The 21,990-nt window shown below is 64.3% G+C and carries 16 protein-coding genes; 12 read left to right on the forward strand and 4 right to left on the reverse strand.

Translation table 11 applies throughout. From position 1 onward, the window contains the following. Positions 1-129: 129 nt before the first annotated feature. From glgA to glgX, 6 genes are all read left to right on the forward strand, one after another. Positions 130-1,662: a glycogen synthase GlgA gene (gene glgA / locus HS968_RS13165; protein ID WP_182371550.1), complete on the forward strand. Its 1,533-nt coding sequence runs from the start codon at positions 130-132 to the stop codon at positions 1,660-1,662. Continuing rightward, a complete protein-coding gene (gene treZ / locus HS968_RS13170) occupies positions 1,662-3,416 on the forward strand; it encodes a malto-oligosyltrehalose trehalohydrolase (RefSeq protein WP_238338843.1) in 1,755 nt (584 codons plus the stop codon). Before glgA ends, treZ begins: the two co-directional genes overlap by 1 nt. Next, entirely contained in the window at positions 3,413-5,467 is a 2,055-nt protein-coding gene (malQ, locus tag HS968_RS13175; protein WP_182366260.1) for a 4-alpha-glucanotransferase, read from the forward strand. The genes treZ and malQ overlap by 4 nt, the downstream gene beginning before the upstream one ends. Further along, the gene (locus HS968_RS13180; RefSeq protein ID WP_182366262.1) at positions 5,460-8,237 is read left to right on the forward strand and encodes a malto-oligosyltrehalose synthase; all 2,778 of its coding nucleotides are present in this window, start codon (positions 5,460-5,462) and stop codon (positions 8,235-8,237) included. Before malQ ends, HS968_RS13180 begins: the two co-directional genes overlap by 8 nt. A gap of 98 nt (positions 8,238-8,335) precedes the next feature. After that, complete coding sequence (locus tag HS968_RS13185; RefSeq protein ID WP_182366264.1) at positions 8,336-8,593, forward strand: DUF2934 domain-containing protein; 258 nt, start codon at positions 8,336-8,338, stop codon at positions 8,591-8,593. 10 nt (positions 8,594-8,603) lie between these two features. Next, positions 8,604-10,718: a glycogen debranching protein GlgX gene (glgX, locus tag HS968_RS13190; RefSeq protein WP_182366266.1), complete on the forward strand. Its 2,115-nt coding sequence runs from the start codon at positions 8,604-8,606 to the stop codon at positions 10,716-10,718. A gap of 31 nt (positions 10,719-10,749) precedes the next feature. On the opposite strand, the gene HS968_RS13195 is transcribed toward glgX, so the two are convergent. Further along, entirely contained in the window at positions 10,750-11,949 is a 1,200-nt protein-coding gene (locus HS968_RS13195; protein WP_182366273.1) for an MFS transporter, read from the reverse strand. Positions 11,950-12,080: 131 nt separating this feature from the next. Here HS968_RS13195 and HS968_RS13200 point away from each other — a divergent pair, with 131 nt between their 5' ends. From HS968_RS13200 to HS968_RS13225, 6 genes are all read left to right on the forward strand, one after another. Next, positions 12,081-12,665 carry a TetR/AcrR family transcriptional regulator gene (locus HS968_RS13200; RefSeq protein WP_182366275.1) on the forward strand — a complete coding sequence of 195 codons (585 nt, stop codon included), beginning with the start codon at positions 12,081-12,083 and terminating at the stop codon, positions 12,663-12,665. A 147-nt stretch (positions 12,666-12,812) separates the two neighbouring features. Beyond that, the gene (locus HS968_RS13205; protein WP_182366278.1) at positions 12,813-14,081 is read left to right on the forward strand and encodes a zinc-dependent alcohol dehydrogenase; all 1,269 of its coding nucleotides are present in this window, start codon (positions 12,813-12,815) and stop codon (positions 14,079-14,081) included. 28 nt (positions 14,082-14,109) lie between these two features. After that, positions 14,110-14,898, forward strand: a complete 789-nt coding sequence (locus tag HS968_RS13210; protein WP_182366280.1) for an endonuclease/exonuclease/phosphatase family protein — start codon at positions 14,110-14,112, stop codon at positions 14,896-14,898. Then, a complete protein-coding gene (gene clsB / locus HS968_RS13215) occupies positions 14,895-16,097 on the forward strand; it encodes a cardiolipin synthase ClsB (RefSeq protein WP_182366282.1) in 1,203 nt (400 codons plus the stop codon). The genes HS968_RS13210 and clsB overlap by 4 nt, the downstream gene beginning before the upstream one ends. Next, complete coding sequence (locus tag HS968_RS13220; RefSeq protein WP_182366284.1) at positions 16,094-17,068, forward strand: lysylphosphatidylglycerol synthase domain-containing protein; 975 nt, start codon at positions 16,094-16,096, stop codon at positions 17,066-17,068. Before clsB ends, HS968_RS13220 begins: the two co-directional genes overlap by 4 nt. Before the next feature lie 195 nt (positions 17,069-17,263). Further along, positions 17,264-17,485: a hypothetical protein gene (locus tag HS968_RS13225; protein ID WP_119691303.1), complete on the forward strand. Its 222-nt coding sequence runs from the start codon at positions 17,264-17,266 to the stop codon at positions 17,483-17,485. A gap of 6 nt (positions 17,486-17,491) precedes the next feature. On the opposite strand, the gene HS968_RS13230 is transcribed toward HS968_RS13225, so the two are convergent. The 3 genes from HS968_RS13230 to fabF all read right to left on the reverse strand — a co-directional run bounded on the left by HS968_RS13230 (position 17,492) and on the right by fabF (position 21,949). Beyond that, a complete protein-coding gene (locus HS968_RS13230; protein WP_182366286.1) occupies positions 17,492-19,945 on the reverse strand; it encodes a glycogen/starch/alpha-glucan phosphorylase in 2,454 nt (817 codons plus the stop codon). A gap of 163 nt (positions 19,946-20,108) precedes the next feature. After that, on the reverse strand, positions 20,109-20,660 hold the full coding sequence (locus HS968_RS13235) for a TetR/AcrR family transcriptional regulator (protein WP_182366289.1): 552 nt from the start codon (positions 20,658-20,660) through the stop codon (positions 20,109-20,111). Beyond that, a complete protein-coding gene (gene fabF / locus HS968_RS13240) occupies positions 20,657-21,949 on the reverse strand; it encodes a beta-ketoacyl-ACP synthase II (protein ID WP_182366291.1) in 1,293 nt (430 codons plus the stop codon). Before fabF ends, HS968_RS13235 begins: the two co-directional genes overlap by 4 nt. Positions 21,950-21,990 lie beyond the last annotated feature (41 nt).

The raw sequence follows: 21,990 nt of genomic DNA on the forward strand, positions 1-21,990 counted from the left end.
CCCCGTCAGCACAAGAGTATGGGGAGTGCGAAAGCGGGTGGCCGATATGGGCATGCCTGAGCCGATTGCTCTCCTCCACGACCCCACGCTGGGTCTACCTCACGTTCAACCCCGATCATGGAGAGAGACATGGCAAGCGCAGCAGCCTCCGCACTGATTCATTCCTATCCTCCGCTCGCGTCAGCCCCTCAGCAGCCCTTGCAGATGCCAACCCAGTACCAAGAACGCAAGCGCGTGTTGTTCGTCACCTCCGAGTTCACCGACCTGGTCAAATGCGGCGGGCTTGGCGATGTATCCGCTGCGCTGCCCCGCGCCCTGGCGGATAAACACGATATCCGTGTGCTGATCCCCGGCTATCGCCAGGTGGTGGAAGGCCGGCCAATCCGTGTCGTCGGCCAGATTCCTGGGCTGGCTGCCCTGCCGCCTTGCCAGATCGGCCGCATGGATCTGGCCGATGGCCTGATCGTCTACGTGCTGCTCAACCCCGTGCTCTACGAGCGCGACGGCTCGCCTTACGTCGACCCGCAGGGCAACGACTGGGCGGACAACCACATCCGCTTCGCCCGCCTTGGACTGGCTGCTGCCGAGATGGCAATGGGCGAAGCCGGCATCCAGTGGCGCCCGGATCTGGTACATGCCAATGACTGGACGACCGCAATGGCGCCGGCCTACATGGCCTGGCGCGGGGCCAGCGCCCCTGCCCTGCTGACCATTCACAACCTGGCCTATCAAGGCCTTTGCGACATGCAGTGCAGCAGTGAGCTGGCGATCCCAGAACAGGCCTGCTCGATCGACGGCATGGAGTTCCACGGCCGGCTGTCGTTTCTCAAAGCCGGTATCGCCTATGCCCAGCACGTCACCACCGTCAGCCGCAGCTATGCCCGGGAAATCACCACGGCAGAGTTCGGCTGCGGGCTGGACGGCATGTTGCGAGCCAAGGTTCAGGCGAAGCAACTCAGCGGTATCGCCAACGGTATCGACGAGAGCTGGCATCCGCAAAGCGACCCTCATCTGTTGCAAGGTTTCGCGGCCGGTGAGTGGGACGGTAAAAGTGCCAATGCTGCCTATATGCAGCAATGGCTGGATCTGGAGTCGGATGGTCCGCTGTTCGCGGTGGTATCGCGCCTGGTGCAGCAGAAAGGTATCGACCTGACCCTGGGCGTCGCCGAGCACATCGTCGAGCGAGGTGGCCGTATCGCGGTGATCGGCCAGGGCGAACCGGCGCTGGAGGCGGCGATGGCCGAGCTGGGTCAACGCTATCGTGGCCGCATCGGGGTGCATATCGGCTTCAACGAGAGCGATGCACGACGCCTCTATGCCGGCAGTGATTTTCTGCTCATGCCCTCGCGCTTCGAACCCTGCGGCCTGAGCCAGATATACGCCCAGCGCTACGCCTCGCTGCCCATCGCCCGGCGCACCGGCGGCCTGGCCGACACCATCGAGGACGGCGTCAGTGGCTTTCTCTTCGATGAGGCGCAGACACATAGCTATCGCGCGGCCATCGATCGTGCCCTGCAGGTGTACCAGCACCCTGCATTGTTCGAGGCCATGCGCTGCCATGCCATGCAGGCGCCGCTGTACTGGCGACAGTCCGTGCGCCCGTACGACCGGCTGTATCAGCGCCTGCTGGCTCATGTCGAGGCCCGCAGGGAAATCCGCTGATGTACAGCCATGGTGCCCGGCCGATGGCCGATGGTCGTGTGCGTTTCGCCCTCTGGGCGCCCAGCGCGCAGCGAGTGGAGCTGGAGTTGCTGGACGGCGACCGTTATCCGATGGATCAACAAACGGATGGCTGGTTCGTGAGCTTGCTCGAGTGCCCGAGCGATAGCAGCTATCGCTATGTGGTCGACGGCCAGCGAGCGGTGCCGGATCCGGCCTCGCGCCGCCAGGTGGACGATGTGCATGGCTTCAGCCAGGTCATCGATCATGCGGCTTATGCCTGGCAGCAGCATGACTGGAACGGTCGCCCCTGGCACGAAACGGTGCTGTACGAGCTGCATGTGGGCCTGTTCGGCGGTTATCAGCAGGTCATCGAGCACCTGCCGCACCTGGCCGACCTGGGCGTCACCGCCCTGCAACTGATGCCGCTGAACGCCTTCGCCGGTACGCGCAACTGGGGCTATGACGGTGTACTCCCCTTCGCGCCGGCCAACGCCTATGGCTCGCCCGACGAACTCAAGCAGTTGATCGACAGTGCCCACGGCTATGGACTGATGGTATTCGTCGACGTGGTCTACAACCACTTCGGCCCGGACGGCAATTACCTGGGGCTGTACGCGCGGCAGTTCTTCTGCGAGGAGCGCGTGACGCCCTGGGGCGCGGCCATCGACTTCGGCCGGCCGCAGGTGCGGGACTTCTTCTGCGAGAACGCACTGATGTGGCTGCTGGACTACCGTGTCGATGGCCTGCGCCTGGATGCCGTGCACGCCATCGACGATGACGAGTTCCTCAGGGAGTTGGCCGCACGCGTGCGCTCAGCAGTGCCGCAACGGCGCCAGGTGCATCTGGTGCTGGAAAACGAGCACAACGCCGCGCATCTGCTGCGTGATGGCTTTGACGCGCAGTGGAACGATGACGGCCACAACACCCTGCATGCACTGCTCACCTTCGAGAACGAAAGCTACTACGCCGATTACGCCCAGGCGCCGACACGCAAGCTGGCCACCTGCCTGGAGCAGGGTTTCGTCTACCAGGGCCAGGACAATCGCCATGGCCAGCCACGCGGCGAGCCCAGTGCCGATCTGCCGCCACACGCCTTTGTGCTGTTCCTGCAGAACCATGACCAGGTGGGCAACCGCGCTTTTGGCGAACGCCTGACGCTGCTGGCCGACACCGATTCACTGAAGGCGGCCACCGTACTGTTGCTGCTGTGCCCGATGGTACCGCTGTTGTTCATGGGCGAAGAATGGGGCAGCAAGCGACCCTTTCTGTTCTTCACCGATTACCACGACGAGCTGGCCAATGCCGTGCGTGAGGGCCGACGCAACGAGTTCGCCGATTTTTCGCAGTTCGCCGCGGCGCACAGCCGCGAGGCCATCGCCGACCCCAACGCCCTGGCCACCTTTCAGCGCTCACAGCCAGACCTGGCTCCGGCGCTGGAGCCGCAGCAGCGGGAATGGCTGGCCTTCTACCGCTGCCTGTTGCAGGTGCGTCACAGCCGCCTGCTGCCAGGCTTGCAGCAGGCGCGAAGCCTCGGTGCGCAGGTGCTCGGTGATGGCGCAGTTCTGGCGCGCTGGCGGCTGGGGCACGGCCCGGCGCTGAGCATCGCCATCAATCTGGGCAGCAGCGACGTATCCCTGCCCTTGCCTGCCGTTCACGGCGAGCGGCTGTACACCCTGCGCATCGATGATGCCGATCTGCGCCAGGAGCGATTGCCGGCACGCAGCGCCCTGGTCACCCTGGAGCCTGCACAATGAGTGATCGATTACTGGCCGAGCTGGCTGAGGCCGTTGATCTGTGCATCGACTGGATCGATGCGCACGGCCGCCCGCAACAGGTCAGCCCGGAAGCGCAGCGCAGCCTGCTGGAGGCGCTTGGCTACCCGGCGCAAAGCCCCGAGCAGTTGCGCGCCAGTTTGGCCGCAGTGGGGCAGTCACGCCATGTGCCGGGAGACGCGAACCTGCTGTTTCAGGATCAGGGCCAGCCACTGCCGCTGACGCTCTATCCAGCTGACAGCCTCTACCGGTTGATCGATGAGCAAGGCAATGTCAGCGAGGGTCGACTCGACGGCGATGGACACCTGCCGGCGCAACAGCGGACGGGCTATTACCAGCTGGAAATCCGCGATAGCCAACATCCTCTCGCTGTCGCACCTGCAGCCTGCCTGTCGGTACAGCAGCTGTGCGGCAAACCACGCATCTGGGGCCTGACGGCTCAGCTCTATGGCCTGCGCCGCAAGGGTGATGGTGGCCTGGGCGACACGCTGGCGGTGGCGGATCTGGCGCGGCACGCTGCCAACCATGGCGCCGATGCGATTGCCCTGAGCCCGGTGCACGCACAATTCAGCGCGGATATGCAGGGTTTCGGGCCCTACTCGCCTTCCAGCCGGTTGTTCTTCAATACGCTGTATGCCGCCCCCGTCACCTTGCTCGGTAGCGAGCGCCTGCAACGCGCGGTTCACGCCGCCAGGCTGCAGGATGAGATGGCGCGTCTGGAAGCGCTGGAGCTGATCGACTGGCCGGCCGTGGCCCAGGCTCGTCAGCGTCTGTTACGCCAGTTGTATGAGGATTTCTGTCAGGCACCCGGCCAGTTGCTGGAACGCTTCGAGGCATTTCGCACGGCCGGTGGCGAGGCCTTGCAACAGCATTGCTGCTTCGAGGCGATCCATGGCCAGCGTCTGCGCGAGGGCGCCAGTGGCGACTGGCGTACCTGGCCGGAGGCGCTGCGCAATCCACTGCTGGGCGCTGTGACCCGCTTTGCCGTCGAGCATGGCGAAGAGCTGCGCTATCACGCCTTTTGCCAGTGGTTGATCGCTCACGGTCTGGAGTCTGCCCAATCCACGGCCAGCGGCGCTGGCATGGGCATCGGTTTGATCGCAGACCTGGCGGTGGGCGCCGATTGTGCCGGCAGTCAGGCCTGGTCACGCCAGGATGAACTGCTGCCTTCGGTCACCGTCGGGGCGCCACCGGATATCCTCAATCGCCAGGGGCAGAACTGGGGCGTGTCGGCATTCTCGCCACAGGGGCTACGCCAGCACGGGTTTCGCGCCTATATCGAAATGCTCCAGGCCAACCTCGCCCATGCTGGCGGCATTCGCATCGACCACGTGATGGGCCTGCAACGCCTGTGGGTCATCCCCCAGGGCGCGGCGCCACAGCACGGCGCCTACCTGCGTTATCCGCTGGACGATCTGCTGCGCCTGCTGGCCCTGGAGTCGCACCGGCATCGGGCGCTGGTCATCGGCGAAGACCTCGGCACCGTGCCAGACGGCCTGGGCGAGAAACTTGCCGCGCGCAACATCCTCGGCACCCGGGTGCTGCTATTCGAACAGGACGACATAGGTTTCGTGCCGACCGCTCGCTGGCCCGGCAACGCCCTGGCGACCACCACCACCCATGATCTACCGACGATCAAGGGCTGGCTCACCGGGCGTGATCTGGAATGGCGGGTCAGGGCCGGGCAACGCGACGCGGAGCTGCTGGAAGGCGATCATGCCGAGCGCGCTGGTGAGCGTGTCGCCCTGCGCCAGCTTCTGGAGCGACAAGGCTCGGTAAACGGCACGGAGGACGATGCCTGTCTGCTGGCCTGCATCGAACATATCGGTCGTACGCCATCAGCGCTGGCCCTGCTGCCACTGGAGGACGCCTGTGGCCTGGAGCAGCAGCCCAACCTGCCCGGTCCTGGCGATGTGCATCCCAACTGGCGGCGACGCTACCCATTGCCGGTCAACGAGTTGCTGGAACAGCCGGCCACCAGCCAGCGCCTGGCCAAGCTCGATCGTGCGCGTCAGGAGGCTGGCAATGACTGAATTGCGCGCGACATTGCGCCTGCAGTTGCACAAGGGATTCACCCTCGCCGATGCCGCCGCCCAGGTGCCCTACATGGCGAAGCTGGGCATCAGCCATCTGTACGCCTCACCGATCCTTACTGCGCGGCCAGGCTCGCAACACGGCTACGACGTGATCGACCCCAGCCAGGTCAACCCCGAGCTGGGCGGCGAAGAAGCCCTGGTGCACTTGGTGGACACCCTGCGCGCGCACGATATGGGCTTGATCGTGGATATCGTGCCCAACCACATGGCCGTTGGTGGTGACGGCAATCCCTGGTGGCTGGACGTGCTGGAGTGGGGCCAGGGTAGCCCTTACGCGGCGTTCTTCGATATCCAGTGGCAGTCGCATGACCCGCTGCTCAGTGGCCAGTTGCTGGTGCCCTTTCTGCGCACCGACTACGGCGAGGCGCTGCGCGAAGGCACGCTGGAACTGCATTTCGAGGCCGCGCGCGGGCGCTTTCATGCGCAACATTTCGAGCATCGCCTGCCACTGACGCCGCCCAGTTACGACAGCATCCTGCGGGCCAGCGATGACCCGGCACTGCGCGCGCTGGGCCAGCGTTTCGCACGTCTGGGACGGGAGAACGACAGTCGCGCCGAGGCGCAACGGCTCTGCGTAGAATTAGCAGCCCTGGCGGAAAAAGTCGCACCGCTGCTGGCCCATTTCCAGGGGCGCGACGAGGCAACGCAGAAGCGCCTGCATGCCCTGCTCGAACGTCAGCACTACCGCGTGGCCAGCTGGCGCACCGCGGCCGACGACATCAACTGGCGGCGCTTTTTCGACATCAACGAACTGGGCGCCCTGCGTGCCGAGCACCTGGCGGTGTTCGAGCAGACCCACGGCAAGGTGTTCGAGCTGATCGAACGCGGCCTGATCGATGGCTTGCGTATCGACCATATCGACGGCCTGGCCAACCCACGGGCCTATTGCAGCCGCCTGCGCCGACGCATCAGCCGCCTGCGCGGCGATGCGCCCTTCCCCATCTTCGTGGAGAAAATCCTCGGCCATGGCGAACTGCTGCCGCAGGCGTGGCCCGTGGACGGCAGCACCGGCTACGAGTTCATGAACCAGGTATCGCTGCTGCAGCACGACCCACATGGCGAGCTGCCGCTCGGCAAGCTGTGGCAGGAAATCAGTGGCCGGCCCACGGCCTTCGACGACGAGGTACGGCAAGCGCGCCGGCTGGTGCTGGAGGGATCGCTCGCCGGTGATCTGGAGGAAGTCGCCCAACGCCTGCTGCATGTCGCCCGGCATGACATCGCCACCCGCGACCTCACCCTCGGTGCGATCCGTCGGGCGCTGCGCGAGCTGATCGTGCATTTTCCGATCTATCGCACCTATGCCCCGGCCTGTGGCCGCTCGCAGCAGGATCGCCGTTTTTTCCAACAGGCGCTCGATGGCGCGCGGCAGACGCTGGCGGAGGCCGACTGGCCGCTGCTGCCGCATCTCGACGACTGGTTGGGTGGTGCCTCCCTTCGAACGCTGCCGCCGGGCCGGGCACGGCGCCTGCGTGCCCAGGCGCTGACACGCTTTCAGCAATTGACCTCGCCGGTGGCAGCCAAGGCTGTCGAAGACACCGCCCTGTACCGCGCGGGCGTGTTGCTGTCGCGCTATGACGTCGGTTTCGATGCCGAGCATTTCAGCGCGACGGTCGAGCGCTTTCATCAGGCCTGCCGCGAACGTGCAGTGCAGCATCCACGCAACCTGCTCGCCACTGCCACTCACGACCACAAGCGTGGCGAAGATTGCCGCGCCCGACTGGCAGTACTCAGCGAACGCGCGGCCTGGTACGCCGAGCGTGTCAGGCACTGGCGGCAGTTGGCACAGGCGCTGCGCACCAGCGGTGCGGCGCAGGCTCCGGATGGTGGCGAAGAAGCCATTCTCTATCAGGCAATTATTGGCAGTTGGCCGCTCGGGCTACGACCAGACGATACGGAAGGCCTGCAGCACTATCTGCAGCGCCTGCTTGGCTGGCAACGCAAGGCGCTGCGCGAGGCCAAGCTCAACAGCACGTGGAGCGCGCCGAACGAGGCTTACGAGGCCGCCTGCGCCGATTTCCTGCGCTGCCTGCTGTGCGAGCCATCCGGGCAACCTCTGCGTAATGAGCTGGCTGCAACTGTGGCCGCGATTGCCCCGGCCGGCGCATTGAACGCGCTGGTGCAGTGCGTGCTGCGCCTGACCACACCCGGTGTACCCGACCTGTACCAGGGCTGCGAGTTCTGGGACTTCAGCCTGGTCGATCCGGACAATCGCCGCCCGGTGGATTTCTCGGCACGCCTGTCCGCCCTGCAAAGCGACGATACGCCGGCCGGCCAACTGGCCAGTTGGCAGGACGGGCGCATCAAACAGTGGCTGATCCAGCAGACATTGGCGCTGCGCGCCGCCCAGCCGCAGTTGTTCAGCCAGGGCAGCTATCACCCGCTTGGGGTGGTCGGCGAGCACGCCGGCCAGGTACTGGCCTTCCTGCGCAGCCATGGCGATGAGCACCTGCTGGTGATTGTGCCGCGCCTGGCGGCCGGCCTGTTGGGCGAGCACGGCACACCGCACGTCCCCGCCCAACGCTGGGGCGACACCACGGTGGTGCTGCCTGATGAACTGCGCAGCTGGCAGGCCACCGGCCTGCTCGGGCCCTGCCACACAGAAAACAGCCAGGGCAGCGTGATGGTTGCGGCTGCGCTGGCTGAGTTTCCCGTCAACCTGATTCTTCTTGAGCCCCGTGCCGGAGCAGGCGATGGACGCTCCTCGTAGAACGGGTGCGACCCGCCAGATCGTCAATGGCGGGTTTCACCCGCCCTACGGCGCAGAGTTCAGATAAGTCATTCCCCGATCATTACAGGAGCCACGCCATGAACACCGATGAACAGCGTATCCGCGAATTTGCCTTTCAGATCTGGGAGTCCGAGGGGCGTCCCCATGGCCAGCATGAGCGGCACTGGATGATGGCCAGAAAACTGGCCGAGGCCGAGTCGCAAGCCCAGCTCTCGGCCGTACCCAAGCCACGGCGCATCAGCAAACCCAAGACCGTGCCGCTGAGCGAAGCCGAGCAGCCAGCCCTGTTGAAAAAGCCACGTGCCCCGCGCACGCCCAAAACACCGAAAGCCTGAGGTAATCCCCATGCGCAACCCACAGCGCTCCCGCGTTACCGAAGGCACCCCCTTTCCGCTCGGCGCCAGCTGGGATGGCCTGGGCGTCAATTTCGCACTGTTCTCCGCGCATGCCACCCGCGTGGAGCTGTGCCTGTTCGACGAACACGGCGAGACGGAAATCGAACGCATCGAATTGCCCGAATACACCGATGAAATCTGGCACGGCTACCTGCCCGATGCGCGTCCTGGCCAGGTCTACGGCTATCGCGTGTATGGGCCATACGAGCCCGAATCCGGGCATCGCTTCAACCCCAACAAACTGCTGATCGACCCCTACGCCAAGCAGTTGGTTGGCCAGTTGCAATGGTCGGAGGCGCTGTTCGGCTACACCATCGGCGATGCGGACGGCGACCTCAGTTTCGACGAGCGCGACAGTGCGCCCTTCGTGCCCAAGAGCAAGGTCATCGACCCGGCATTCACCTGGGGTGAACAGCCACGCTTGCGCATTCCCTGGGATCGCACGGTGATCTATGAAACGCACCTGCGCGGCATCAGCATGCGTCACCCCGCCGTGCCCGAGCGCTACCGCGGCACCTGCGCCGGCCTGACCAACCCCGAATTGTTGCGGCATATCCGCGAGCTGGGCGTTTCCAGCGTCGAGCTGCTGCCCATACACGCCTTCGTCAATGACCAGCACCTGCTGGAAAAAGGCATGAACAACTATTGGGGCTACAACAGCATCGGTTTCTTCGCCCCGCACCCGGCCTACCTGGCCAGCGGCAAGATCAGCGAGTTCAAGGAGATGGTCGCCCACCTGCACAGTGCCGGCCTGGAAGTGATCCTCGACGTGGTCTACAACCACACCGCCGAGGGCAACGAGCGCGGGCCGACCCTGTCCATGCGCGGTATCGACAACGCCAGCTACTACCGTCTGATGCCGGACGAGCGCCGCTACTACATCAACGATTCCGGTACCGGCAATACGCTGGATCTGAGCCACCCATGCGTGTTGCAGATGGTCACCGACTCGCTGCGCTACTGGGCGACCGAGATGCGCGTGGACGGTTTCCGCTTCGACCTGGCGAGCATCCTCGGGCGCTACGCCGATGGCTTCAACGAGCGCCACAGCTTTCTGGTCGCCTGTCGCCAGGATCCGATCCTGAGCAAGGTCAAGCTGATCGCCGAGCCCTGGGATTGCGGCCCGGGTGGCTATCAGGTCGGCGGCTTCCCGCCGGGTTGGGCGGAATGGAACGACAAGTTTCGCGACAACGTACGCGCCTTCTGGAAAGGTGATCGCGGCGAACTGGCCGAGCTGGCCAGCCGCCTGACCGCTTCAGGCGATCTGTACAACCAGCGTGGGCGCAGGCCGTTCGCCTCGGTCAATTTCATCACTGCGCATGACGGTTTCACCCTGCGCGACGTGGTTTCCTACGACCACAAGCACAACGAAGCCAACGACGAGAACAATCAGGACGGCACCGATCGCAACCTGTCCTGGAATCACGGCTGCGAGGGCGAAACCGACGACGCGCAGATTCGCAGCCTGCGCCTGCAACAGATCCGCAACCTGCTCGCCACCCTGCTGTTCGCCCAGGGTACGCCGATGCTGCTGGCTGGCGACGAGTTCGGCCGCACCCAGCACGGCAACAACAATGCCTACTGCCAGGACAACGAACTGAGCTGGGTGGACTGGTCGCTCGACGCTGAAGGCCGTGAACTGGCTGCGTTCTGTCAGCGCCTGATAGCCCTGCGCCAGAGCTACCCGATCCTGCGTCGTCAGCGCTTTCTGGTTGGCCACTACAACGAGGAACTGGACGTCAAGGATGTGACCTGGCTGGCTCCGGACGGCAGCGAAATGAGCGAGGGCAACTGGCACGACGAAGAAGCCCGTTGCATGGGCATGCTCATGGACGGCCGCGCGCAGCCATCCGGAGTCAAGCGCAGCGGCGCCGATGCCACCCTGCTGCTGTTGCTCAATGCCGGGCACGAGGGATGCGAGTTTCGCTTGCCCGAGGTGCACGGCGGGCGCCATTGGCGGTGCCTGATCGATACGCACACAGCGCAATGCGAGTCGGCATCGGTGCTGCACGAAGTGGTGGAATTGGCTGGGCGGTCGCTGCAACTGCTCGAACTGCAACGCTGAGCATGCTACATGGCGGGGCCGAGCAACCGATTCAGGTTGGTGCGGGTAACGGAGCACGCAGGCGCTGCTGTCCCCATACCGCCACCAGCAGTACCGTGACGCCGGCGCATAGCGCGACCGCAAATCCGGCCTGCGCACCGCTCTGGTCAACCAACCGACCGGATACCGCCGCACCCAAGGCTATACCGACGTTCAGCCCGGCCAGCAGCCAGGTCATGCCCTCGGTCAGGCGGTGCTCGGGAACCAGGCGTTCGACCAGCGACATCGCCACGATCATGGTCGGCGCGAAGAACAATCCAGCCAGCAGTACGGCCCCCGTCAATGCCGGGATGCTACTGGCCAGTTGCAGCGGCAAGGTCGTCAGTGCCGTTGCCAGTCCGCCCAGCAACAGCAAACGGTGCAAGGGCGTCGCCAGTTTGAGCGCGCCAAACAGCAAGCCGGCCACGCAGGAGCTAGCGGCATAGGCCGACAGCACCAGGCTGGCGGCTGCCGGGCGGCCCAATTGCTCGGCGAAGGCCACGCTGACGATATCCACGGTGCCGACGATGACGCCCATGCCCATCATCAGCAGCGCCAGCAGGCGCACGTTCTTCTCGCGAATCACCGAGCCTGATGCGGTCAGGTTGGCATTCCGTGCCTGCACGGGCGGTTCGCTGCCGCGTTGCAGTACCAGGATGAACACACCAAGTGCCAGCAATAGCGAAGCCACCAACGGCCCGGCCTGTGGGAACAGTGCAATGCTCAACCCTACCGACAGCGGCGGCCCGGCAATGAAGGTCACTTCATCGAAGACCGTTTCCAGCGAATAGGCGGTCTGCAGGCGCGGCTGGCCGCGATAGATCACCGTCCAGCGCGCACGCACCATCGCCGAAAGGCTGGGCATGAAGCCTGCCAGCAAGGCGCCGATGAACAGGCTCCAGTCCGGTGCCTGCCACCACGAGCAGGCCAGCAGAAGCAGCATGCCGCCTGCGCTGATTGCAGTGGCCAGCGGCAACACACGGGCCTGCCCATGCCGATCCACCAGGCGGGAAACCTGCGGCGACAGCAGCGCATAGGTCAGCACGAAGGTGGCCGATACCGCACCGGCCAGCGCGTAGCTGCCGCGCAACTGGGCGAGCATGGTGATGATGCCGATGCCCGTCATGGGCAGCGCGAGCCGCGCCACCAGGCCTGCCAGGACAAAGCCTGTGGCGCCGGGCGCAGTGAAAAGTTCTCGGTAAGGGTTGGCCATCTCGTTCTCCCGTGATTCGGCTCGTCTGGCAACTCGCCAAAAGCAGATACATACATCGCGTATGAATAAGAGACTATATTTATACGTACCGTATGTAAATAATCATGCGATCCGTATGTAAGGAGAGAATCATGGCTCGCCGTACCCGTGCCGAGATGGAAGAAACCCGCACCCTGCTGCTGGCCACGGCGCGTAAGGTGTTTACCGAACGCGGCTACGCCGATACCTCGATGGATGACCTGACCGCTCAGGCCGGCCTGACGCGCGGCGCGCTCTATCACCACTTTGGCGACAAGAAAGGCTTGCTGGCTGCCGTTGTGCAGCAGATCGACGCTGAGATGGACGCTCGCCTGCAGGCTATCTCCGACAACGCCGACGATCCCTGGCAAGGCTTTCGCGGACGCTGCCAGGCGTACCTGGAAATGGCTCTGGAGCCGGACATCCAGCGTATCGTGCTACGCGATGCGCGCGCCGTGCTTGGCGACGCCTCACCGCAAGCGCAGCGCCAGTGCGTCGAGTCGATGCAGCAACTGATCGACGAGCTGATGCGCCGTGGCCTCGTCGCCAAGGCCGAGCCACAAGCATTGGTAGCACTGATCTACGGCAGCCTGGAGGAAGCGACGCTCTGGATCGCCGCCAGCGACGACGGCAAGACGCGCCTGGCGCAGAGCATCGCGGCGCTGGAACTGCTGCTGCGCGGACTGCTGAACAGCTAGCGCGGTGTGATCGCCCCGCGCGGTAAGCGGCCGGCCAAACAAAAAACCTGAACCCCTGTTTCCTGCAGTCACTCGAAAACACATGTGCCGCACTCGTGCGGCGACATTCGTTTGCAAGACCGGCAACGCCGGTTTCGGGAGACAGTCATGAAAGCAGTGGTATTCCACGACGTCGGTGACATTCGCCTGGACGAAGTAGCGGAGCCCGAGGTTCAGGCCAGCACCGATGCCGTCATTCGCATCACCGCTTCGGCCATTTGTGGCACCGATCTGCACTTCGTTCGCGGCACCGTGGGCGGTATGCGCAAGGGCACCATTCTCGGGCATGAGGCAGTCGGTATCGTCGAAGCACTGGGCAGCGACGTGCGTAACCTGAGCATTGGCGACCGTGTGGTAGTGCCCTCCACCATCGCTTGCGGCAACTGTGCCTATTGCCGTGCGGGTTACTACGCGCAGTGTGATGAAGCCAACCCCAATGGCAAGGAAGCCGGTACCTCGTTCTACGGCGGCCCGGAAATCACCGGTGCCTTCCATGGCCTGCAGGCCGAGATGGCGCGCATTCCCTACGCCAATATCGGTCTGGTGAAACTGCCCAGCGAGATCAGTGACGACCAGGCCATCCTGCTCTCCGACATCTTCCCCACCGGTTACTTCGGCGCAAAGCTGGCTGAGGTTTGCAGTGGCGACACCGTGGCGGTGTTCGGTTGCGGCCCGGTTGGCCAATTCGCCATTGCCAGCGCCAAATTGCTCGGCGCCTCGCGGGTGTTCGCCATCGACCATCTCGACGACCGCCTGGACATGGCTCGCCGTCAGGGCGCCGAAGTCATCAATTTCGACCGTGAAGACCCGGTGGATACCCTGCGCCGATTGACCAATGGCATCGGCGTGGATCGCGCCATCGACGCCGTTGGTGTCGATGCCCAGTGCCCGGCGCATGGCCATGCACCGCACCAGGCCGAGAGCAAGCAGTGGCAACCGGGGGACGCGCCCGAGCAGGCCTTGCAATGGGCCGTCGATGCGTTGGCCAAGGCCGGTACGCTGGCGATCATTGGCGTTTATCCGCAGCAGGCGCGCGAATTTCCCATCGGTCAGGCGATGAACAAGAACCTCACCGTCAACATGGGCAATTGCAACCACCGGCGCTATATCCCCCGGCTGATCGAGATGGTGCAGGCCGGGCGCATCGACCCGGCGAAGATCCTTACCCAGGTCAAACCCATGACCGACGCCATCGAAGCCTTCAAGGCTTTCGACCGCCGTGACAGTGGCTGGATCAAGGTCGAACTGCAGCCCGCCAAGCAAGCATCCGGCAATGGCACGGAGGAACGTGTGCTGGGCAGTGCCGCGCTGGACAAAGCCATCGCTGCAGCGGATCCGCTAGGCGAGTCGCGCTCCAAAGCCCCAGGCAGCTTATGAGCGACGCCGGGCAATGGACATGTCAGCCATGACTAGCACCCTCCCCAACCCCGAGGTGATCATCGACCGCATCACGCCGGTCAAGCGTCTGCGCGTGCTGACGATCAACACGCACAAGGGATTCACCGCACTCAACCGACGTTTCATCCTGCCGGAGCTGCGCAGCGCGGTGCAGGCCACGGGCGCCGACCTGGTGTTCCTGCAGGAGGTGCTGGGCAGCCACGCGTTGCACGCCAAGCGCTTTCATGACTGGCCGAGCGTGCCGCAGTACGAGTTTCTCGCCGACAGCATGTGGCCGCAGTTCGCCTACGGGCGCAATGCCGTCTACCCGGATGGCCATCATGGCAACGCGTTGCTGTCGCGCTTTCCCATCCTCGAACACCACAACCTCGACGTCACGGTCAGCGGCACCGAGCAGCGCGGCCTGCTGCATTGCCGCCTGGATGTGCCAGGGCATGACGAAGTGCATGCGATCTGCGTGCACCTGGGCCTGCGCGAAACGCATCGGCGCCAGCAGATCGGCCTGCTGCTGGATCTGCTGGCGAGCTTCGATCCGGCTGCGCCGGTGATCGTCGCAGGCGACTTCAATGACTGGCGCCTGCGCGCGGATGACCAGCTCGCACCCCATGCGCTGGTCGAAGCCTTTCAGCACCGCCATGGCAAACCGGCCCGGAGCTTCCCGGCACGTTTACCACTGCTGCGCCTGGATCGCATCTACACCCGCAATGCCACGGCTCATGGGCCGCAGGTGCTGTCGACACGGCCCTGGTCGCACCTGTCCGATCACGCTCCACTGGCCGCGGAGATTCACCTATGAGCGGTATCTGGCGGGACGGCAACCAGCTGCGGTTGCTGATCAACGGCGAAGCCTATTACCCGCGGGTGTTCGAATGCATTCGCCAGGCGCGCGTCGAGGTGTTGCTGGAGACCTTCATCATCCGTGAAGACAAGGTCGGCCTGGAACTGCAGGAGGTGCTGATCGAGGCCGCACGCCGCGGTGTGCGTGTGGTGATCGCCGTGGACGGCTACGGCACTGCCGACCTGCAGCATGAATACGTGGCGGCGCTGACGCGCGAAGGCGTCAAGATTCATGTCTTCGATCCCAGCCCACGGCGACTGGGGATGCGCACCAATCTGTTCCGCCGCCTGCACCGCAAGATCGTGGTGATCGATGGCGAGCGCGCGTTCGTCGGCGGCATCAACTATTCAGCCGATCACCTCGGCGATTTCGGCGAGATGGCCAAACAGGACTACGCCGTCGAGGTGATGGGGCCGGTGGTCGCCGACCTGCATACCTGCACGCTGCGCCTGTTGCGCCCTGCCCTGGCCGAGCCGAGCCCGGTGCAGCCGTCGAGAACGCCGGTGGGCGATATGCGGGTGATGCTGCTCGAGCGCGACAACGAGCGCCATACCACCGACATCGAAGACGAGCACCTGGCAGCCTTCGAATCGGCACGCCGGCGCCTGGTGGTGGCCAACGCCTATTTCTTCCCTGGTTACCGGGTGCTGCGCGCCTTGCGCAATGCAGCACGGCGTGGCGTGGCGGTGACGCTGATCTTGCAGGGACAGCCGGACATGCGCTGGGTGCAGGCCTTTTCGCGCCTGCTCTACAACTACCTGCTGCGCGATGGCGTGGTGATCTACGAATACTGCCAGCGGCCGTTGCACGGCAAGGTGGCGCTGGTAGACGACGCGTGGAGCACGGTGGGATCGAGCAACCTCGATCCGTTGAGTCTGGCGCTGAATCTGGAGGCCAATCTGGTGATCCGTGACTGCGCCTTCAATCAGCATCTGTATGACCACCTGATGGGCTTGTCAGCCGAACACTGCCAGCGCATCGAACTGGAGCGCGTGGTACGCGGCTACTGGTGGCGTGCGCCGCTGGTGTTCCTGTGCTTCCACTTTTTGCGGCGCTTTCCGGCCATCGCCGGCTGGCTGCCGGCGCATCGCAAGCGACTGAAGCCGCTGGAGCCGGTCGACAAGCCCAATTGTTACGAAGAGGAAAAAACTGGATGAATGGCGCCAACAACAAGCCCTGGATGCGCTGGGGCAAACGCGTACTCACGCTGTTCTTCCTGCTGCTGGTGCCGACACTGCTGTACATGCTGGCACGCAACCTGGATTGGGGCGAGGTGCGCCAGGCGCTCAGCGACTACAGCCTGCAGACGCTGCTGGTGGGCGCGCTGATCGCCTGCGCCAGTTATCTGGTGTTCAGCTGCTACGACCTGCTGGGGCGGCGTTACAGCCGCCACCGCCTGCCCACGCGCCAGGTCATGCCGGTGGCGATGGTCTGCTACGCCTTCAACCTGAACTTCACCACCTGGATCGGCGGCGTGGCGATGCGTTATCGCCTGTACATGCGCCTGGGCCTGAGCGCGTCGACGGTGACGCGTATTCTCAGCCTCAGTCTGCTGACCAACTGGACGGGCTACATGGCATTGGCCGGGGTGATCTTCTCCCTGCGCCTGGTGAAATTGCCGGAAAGCTGGGCACTGGGGGTGACGGGACTGCAGTTGTTGGGCTTCACCCTGTTGGGGATCGTCAGCGCTTATGTCGGTATCTGCGCCTTCTCGCGGCAACGCGTCTGGCACTTCGGTGAGCGCTCGATCACCCTGCCCTCGCTGGGCATGGCGTTGCTGCAACTGTGCCTCGGTGCGAGCAACTGGGCATTGATGGCGGCACTGATCTTTTGGCTGCTGCCGGAAGGCGCGGCCTACAGCTCGGTGCTCGGCGTGCTGCTGATCAGTTGCATGGCCGCTGCGGTTGCACATATTCCAGCAGGCCTCGGCGTACTGGAAACCGTGTTCCTGGCATTGCTGCAGCATCAGTACAGTCAGGCCAGCCTGATCGCCGCCCTGCTCGCCTACCGCGTGTTGTATTACCTGCTGCCGCTGGTTCTGGCCAGCGCCGCCTACCTGGTGCTGGAAAAACGCGCGCGCACGCTGCGCAAGAGTGGCGAACAAACGATCGAAACCCAACCCGGTTAGCCGGGCCGGGCGGTGATCCGCGTTTGTGCAGGGCATCTCATGCGCATCGGTTCGAGCAACGACCAACGCGGCCAAGCCTGGCTCGGTGCGCATGGCGCCCCCTACCGATGTGCATGCCGCCCGGCGGATCGCGGGAACTCGCCAACCTATTGCACAGGTCTACTTCTCATCACCCTGCAAACCTGGAGGCACGATATGGCCAAGCCACTGCATCTGATCAGCTACATCCTGCATAACCAGCCACACAGCGTTGAGGTCGAGTCCGACCGTGAGCAGCTCACGCCCGAGCAGGCCCGCGTTTACCTCAGTGTCCTGCACACCTTCGAATGGCCCAACGAGTTCACCGACGTACAGGTCACGCGCATCCTGCATCCGAAGAAAGGCCAGGCGACGCCGGCGCACCGCGTCCAGCAGTAACGGCTCTCAGCCTTTATCGCGTGCGGGCACCGGTACCTGCCAGATGTCCCGCGCGTACTCGCTGATGGTGCGATCCGAAGAGAACCATCCCATTCGCGCGGTATTGAGCACGGCTGAGCGCCACCAGTCATTGGGCGTCTGCCAGCGCTTGTCGACTTGCCGTTGCGCAGCCCAATAGGCCTCGAAATCCGCGCAGACCATGAAGCGGTCGTCATACAGCAGAGCATCCACCAGGCCGACGTAGCGCGCCGGATCGTCCGGCGAGAATACCCCGGCGCGGATCGCGCCCAGGGCGGCCTCCAGCCGCTCCGAGTCGGCAACCACGTCGCCCATTTCCAGCCCGAGACGCTGGCGTGCCGCGACCTGTTGCGCCGTCATGCCGAAGATGAACAGGTTCTCCTCGCCAACCCGCTCGCACATCTCCACATTGGCGCCATCCAGCGTGCCAATGGTCAATGCGCCATTGAGGGCGAACTTCATGTTGCTGGTGCCGGAGGCTTCCAGCCCCGCGGTGGAAATCTGCTCGGAGAGATCCGCCGCCGGGATGATGGTCTCGGCCAGGCTGACGTTGTAGTTGGGAATGAACACCACCTTGAGCAGCCCGCGCACGGTAGGGTCGCCATTGATGGTGCGACTGATGTCGTTGGCCAGCTTGATGATCAGCTTGGCCTGGCGGTAACTGGCCGCCGCCTTGCCGGCGAAAATCTTCACCCGCGGAACCCAGTCGGTGGTCGGGTCGTTGCGGATGGCCTGGTACAGCGCCACGGTATGCAGCAGGTTGAGCAATTGCCGCTTGTACTCGTGGATGCGCTTGATCTGCACGTCGAAGATCGCCTCGGTATCGAGCAGCAGGCCAGACTGGCGCTGTACCAGTTGCGCCAGCGCCTCCTTGTTGCGCCGCCGGCACAGGGCGTACTCGTCGCGGAAGGCTACCTGCTCGGCCTGCGGCTGCAGTTTCTCCAGCGTGGTTTGCGGCGACTCCAGCACCTCGGGGCCAAGTGCATCGACCAGCAGGTGGGTCAGCAGCGGATTGACCTGAAACAGCCAGCGGCGGAAGGTCACGCCGTTGGTCTTGTTGTTCACCCGCTGCGGATAGAGCCGGTGCAGGTCGCGAAATACCGTGTCGCGCATCAGCCGCGTGTGCAGAGCCGAAACGCCGTTGATGCTGTGCGCACCGAGAAAGGCCAGGTTGCCCATTCGCACCCGTCGACCATTGTCCTCGTCGATCAGCGAAACCGCGCGCAGCAGACGAAAATCATGGATGTCCTTGGCCCGCAGGGCGTCGATATGCTCGGCGTTGATCAGGTAGATGATCTGCAAATGCCGCGGCAACAGACGCTCCATCAGAGCCACCGGCCAGGACTCAAGTGCTTCCGGCAGCAAGGTGTGGTTGGTGTAGGCCGTCGAGGCCACCGTCAACTCCCAGGCCCGCGCCCACTGTATCTGGTGCTGATCGACCAGCAGGCGCATCAGCTCGACCACGGCGATGGCCGGGTGCGTGTCGTTGAGCTGGATCGCCACCTGTTGCGGCAGGTTTTGCAGGTCACCGTGCAGGCGCAGATGGCGTTCGAGCAAATCCTGCAACGAGGCGGATACCAGGAAGTACTCCTGGCGCAGGCGCAGCTCCTGGCCGGCTTCGGTGTCGTCGGCCGGATACAGCACCCGCGAGATGCTTTCCGCGCGCACTTCACCGGCGACGGCGCCGAAGTGATCGCCGGCGTTGAAGCGATCCAGCTGCAGGTTTTCCTCGGCCCTCGCCCGCCACAGGCGCAAGGTGTTCACCGAAGCGCCACGCCAGCCGACCACCGGCGTGTCATAGGCGATAGCCCGTACGGTTTCCTGCGGTTGCCAGCTCTGGCTGATGCCACCGTCTTCCTGCACATGGCTGGTGACCCCCCCACCAAAGCCCACGCGATAGGCTACTTCCGGGCGTTCGAACTCCCAGGGGTTGCCGAAATCGAGCCAGGTCTCGGTCTGCTCGGCCTGCCAGCCATCGATGATCGCCTGGCGGAACAAGCCATGCTCGTAGCGAATGCCATAGCCGTGAGCGGCCAGGCGCAGCGTCGCCATGCTCTCCATGAAGCACGCGGCCAGCCGGCCGAGGCCACCGTTGCCCAGCGCCGCATCGGGCTCGATCTGGCGGATGCGTTCGAGTTCGACGTTGAGTTCGGCCATGGCCTGACGCGCTACATCGAGCAAGCCCAGGTTGCTCAGGTTGTCGACCAGCAGTCGGCCGATGAGAAATTCCAGTGACAGGTAATAGACGCGTTTGTCGTCCTGCCGGGCAAGTTGGGCACTGGCCTCTTCCCAGCGGTCGACCACATGATCACGGGTAGCCAAGGCCAGGGCCTCGAACCAGTCATGGTCGAAGGCGTTCTCCGGATCTTTGCCCACCGCATAACGAAGTTTGGCCAGGATCGAGGCCTTGAATGCCTCTACCGTGCTCTCGGACTCATTCATGCGTCTCTCTCCTGGCAGCGCTTCGCTCTTTCAGATTCAGTCAGCACGGCCTGCGATGAGTTCAGACTTTATCCGGCGCGAGATCCTCGCTTATCCAGCCCCCTGAATCTGGCCAATTGCGCCCCTTTCAGGAACCCTGATGTTTCCGAAGCGCAAGCCTGACTCAGGCATACGCCTGGACGAACATGTCGACAGCTGCTGAGAGGCGCAGCCCGCTCACGGCCATCAAATGGCTACAGTCGATGCTACCCACTGCTAGCAGCAGGAAACGGACTGCTGCCTGCTCGGGATCCGAGCATCGAACAGATCGCGAAAGGCTTTCCTCAAGGTAGCGCTGATAGGGGCTGTAGCGTTGCCGCCAGCGTTTGTGAGGTATCCGGTTGGAGCGCAGCGCTATATGGGTGAGCGCATGAAACGCTGGGTGTTCACTTTGCAGTTGCAGTTCACGTGCGACGCTTTCCAGGCGAGCGCGCAACCCGCCCCGCACCTGACCTGGCAGTTCTGGCTCCGGCAATTGAGTCAGCCAGTGGTCGATGACCGCTCGGTAGAGCTGCTCCTTGTCGCCAAAGTGCGCATAGAGAGTCGCCTTGGTCACTCCCGCAGAATCAGCAATGGCTTGCATGTTCGCCTGGGCAAAACCCAACGCCGTGAACACATCACTCGCAGCCAGCAACATCTCCCGCTGGCGCCGCCCCTTCTGTGCGGATTGGCTCATGGCCAGGGTTCCCAGCGCCTGAACAGCACGCTGGCATTTACGCCACCAAAGCCGAAGCCATTGGAGAGCGCATAGGTGAGCGGCATTTTGCGAGCATTGAGCGCGACCAAGTCGAGCCCCGCCGCGGCGTCGGCCGGGTTGTCGAGGTTCAGCGTCGGCGGCACGATCTGGTCGCGCAGCGCCAGCACCGTGAAGATCGCCTCGATCCCGCCGGCAGCGCCGAGCAAGTGGCCGGTAGCGGATTTGGTCGAGCTGATCGCCACGCCTGCACCCGCGCCGAACAACGCCTGAATGGCCGCAAGCTCGCCGTTGTCGCCAACCTGGGTGGAGGTAGCGTGGGCGTTGATGTGTTGCACATCGTCCGGGCTCAGGCCCGCCTGCTGCAGCGCCTGTTGCATGGCGCGGCGGGCGCCGCTGCCATCCTCGGGGCCAGCGGTGAGGTGATAGGCATCGGCGCTGGTGCCGTAGCCCACCAGCTCGGCCAATGGCGTTGCACCGCGTGCAAGGGCATGCTCCAGCGACTCGATCACCAGCAACCCGGCGCCCTCGGCCATCACGAAACCGTCGCGGTCACGATCAAACGGTCGCGATGCTTGCTGCGGGTGGCCGGCGAAACCAGTGGACAGCGCGCGAGCTGCCGCGAAACAGCCCAGGGTCACCCGGTCGATCGCCGCTTCCGTACCGCCACAGATGGCGATATCGGCCTCGCCACTTCTGATCAGACGAGCTGCGTCGCCAATCGCCTGGACGCCTGCCGCACAAGCGGTGACCGGCGCGCCGAGCGGGCCTTTGAAGCCATTGCGGATGGACACATGCCCCGCCGCCATGTTGGCCAGGAACGATGGCGCAGTGAACGGCGACAACCTGCGCGGCCCGCGTGAATCGGTGGTGCGCACCGCCTCGGCCATCGCGCCAAAACCACCCACACCGGAGGCGATGATGGTCGCGGTACGTGCCTGATCGGCTTCGCTGCTCGGGTGCCAGCCCGCCTGCTCCAGCGCTTCATGAGCGGCAACCAGCGCGAACTCGATAAAGCGGTCCATCTTCTTGCGTTCTTTCGGCGCGATGATCTGCTCAGGTTGGTAGCCCGCCAGCGCGTCTTCTTCGAGCGTGGGCACTTGACCGCCTACGGCCACGCCCGTGCCTTCGGTGATTTCCGCCGGCAGCGTGCGAATGCCCGAGCGCCCGGCCAGCAGGCGGCGCCACACTTCATCCACACCACAGCCCAGCGGCCCGACGATACCGGTGCCGGTTACCACGATACGTTTCTGCTGTTGAACGTTGCTCATTGGAACCTCTCCGTATCGGTCGGCGTTCTCCCGAGCCGCAG

The sequence above is a fragment of the Pseudomonas berkeleyensis genome (assembly GCF_014109765.1).
In the GTDB taxonomy this organism is placed as follows: Bacteria; Pseudomonadota; Gammaproteobacteria; order Pseudomonadales; family Pseudomonadaceae; genus Aquipseudomonas; species Aquipseudomonas berkeleyensis.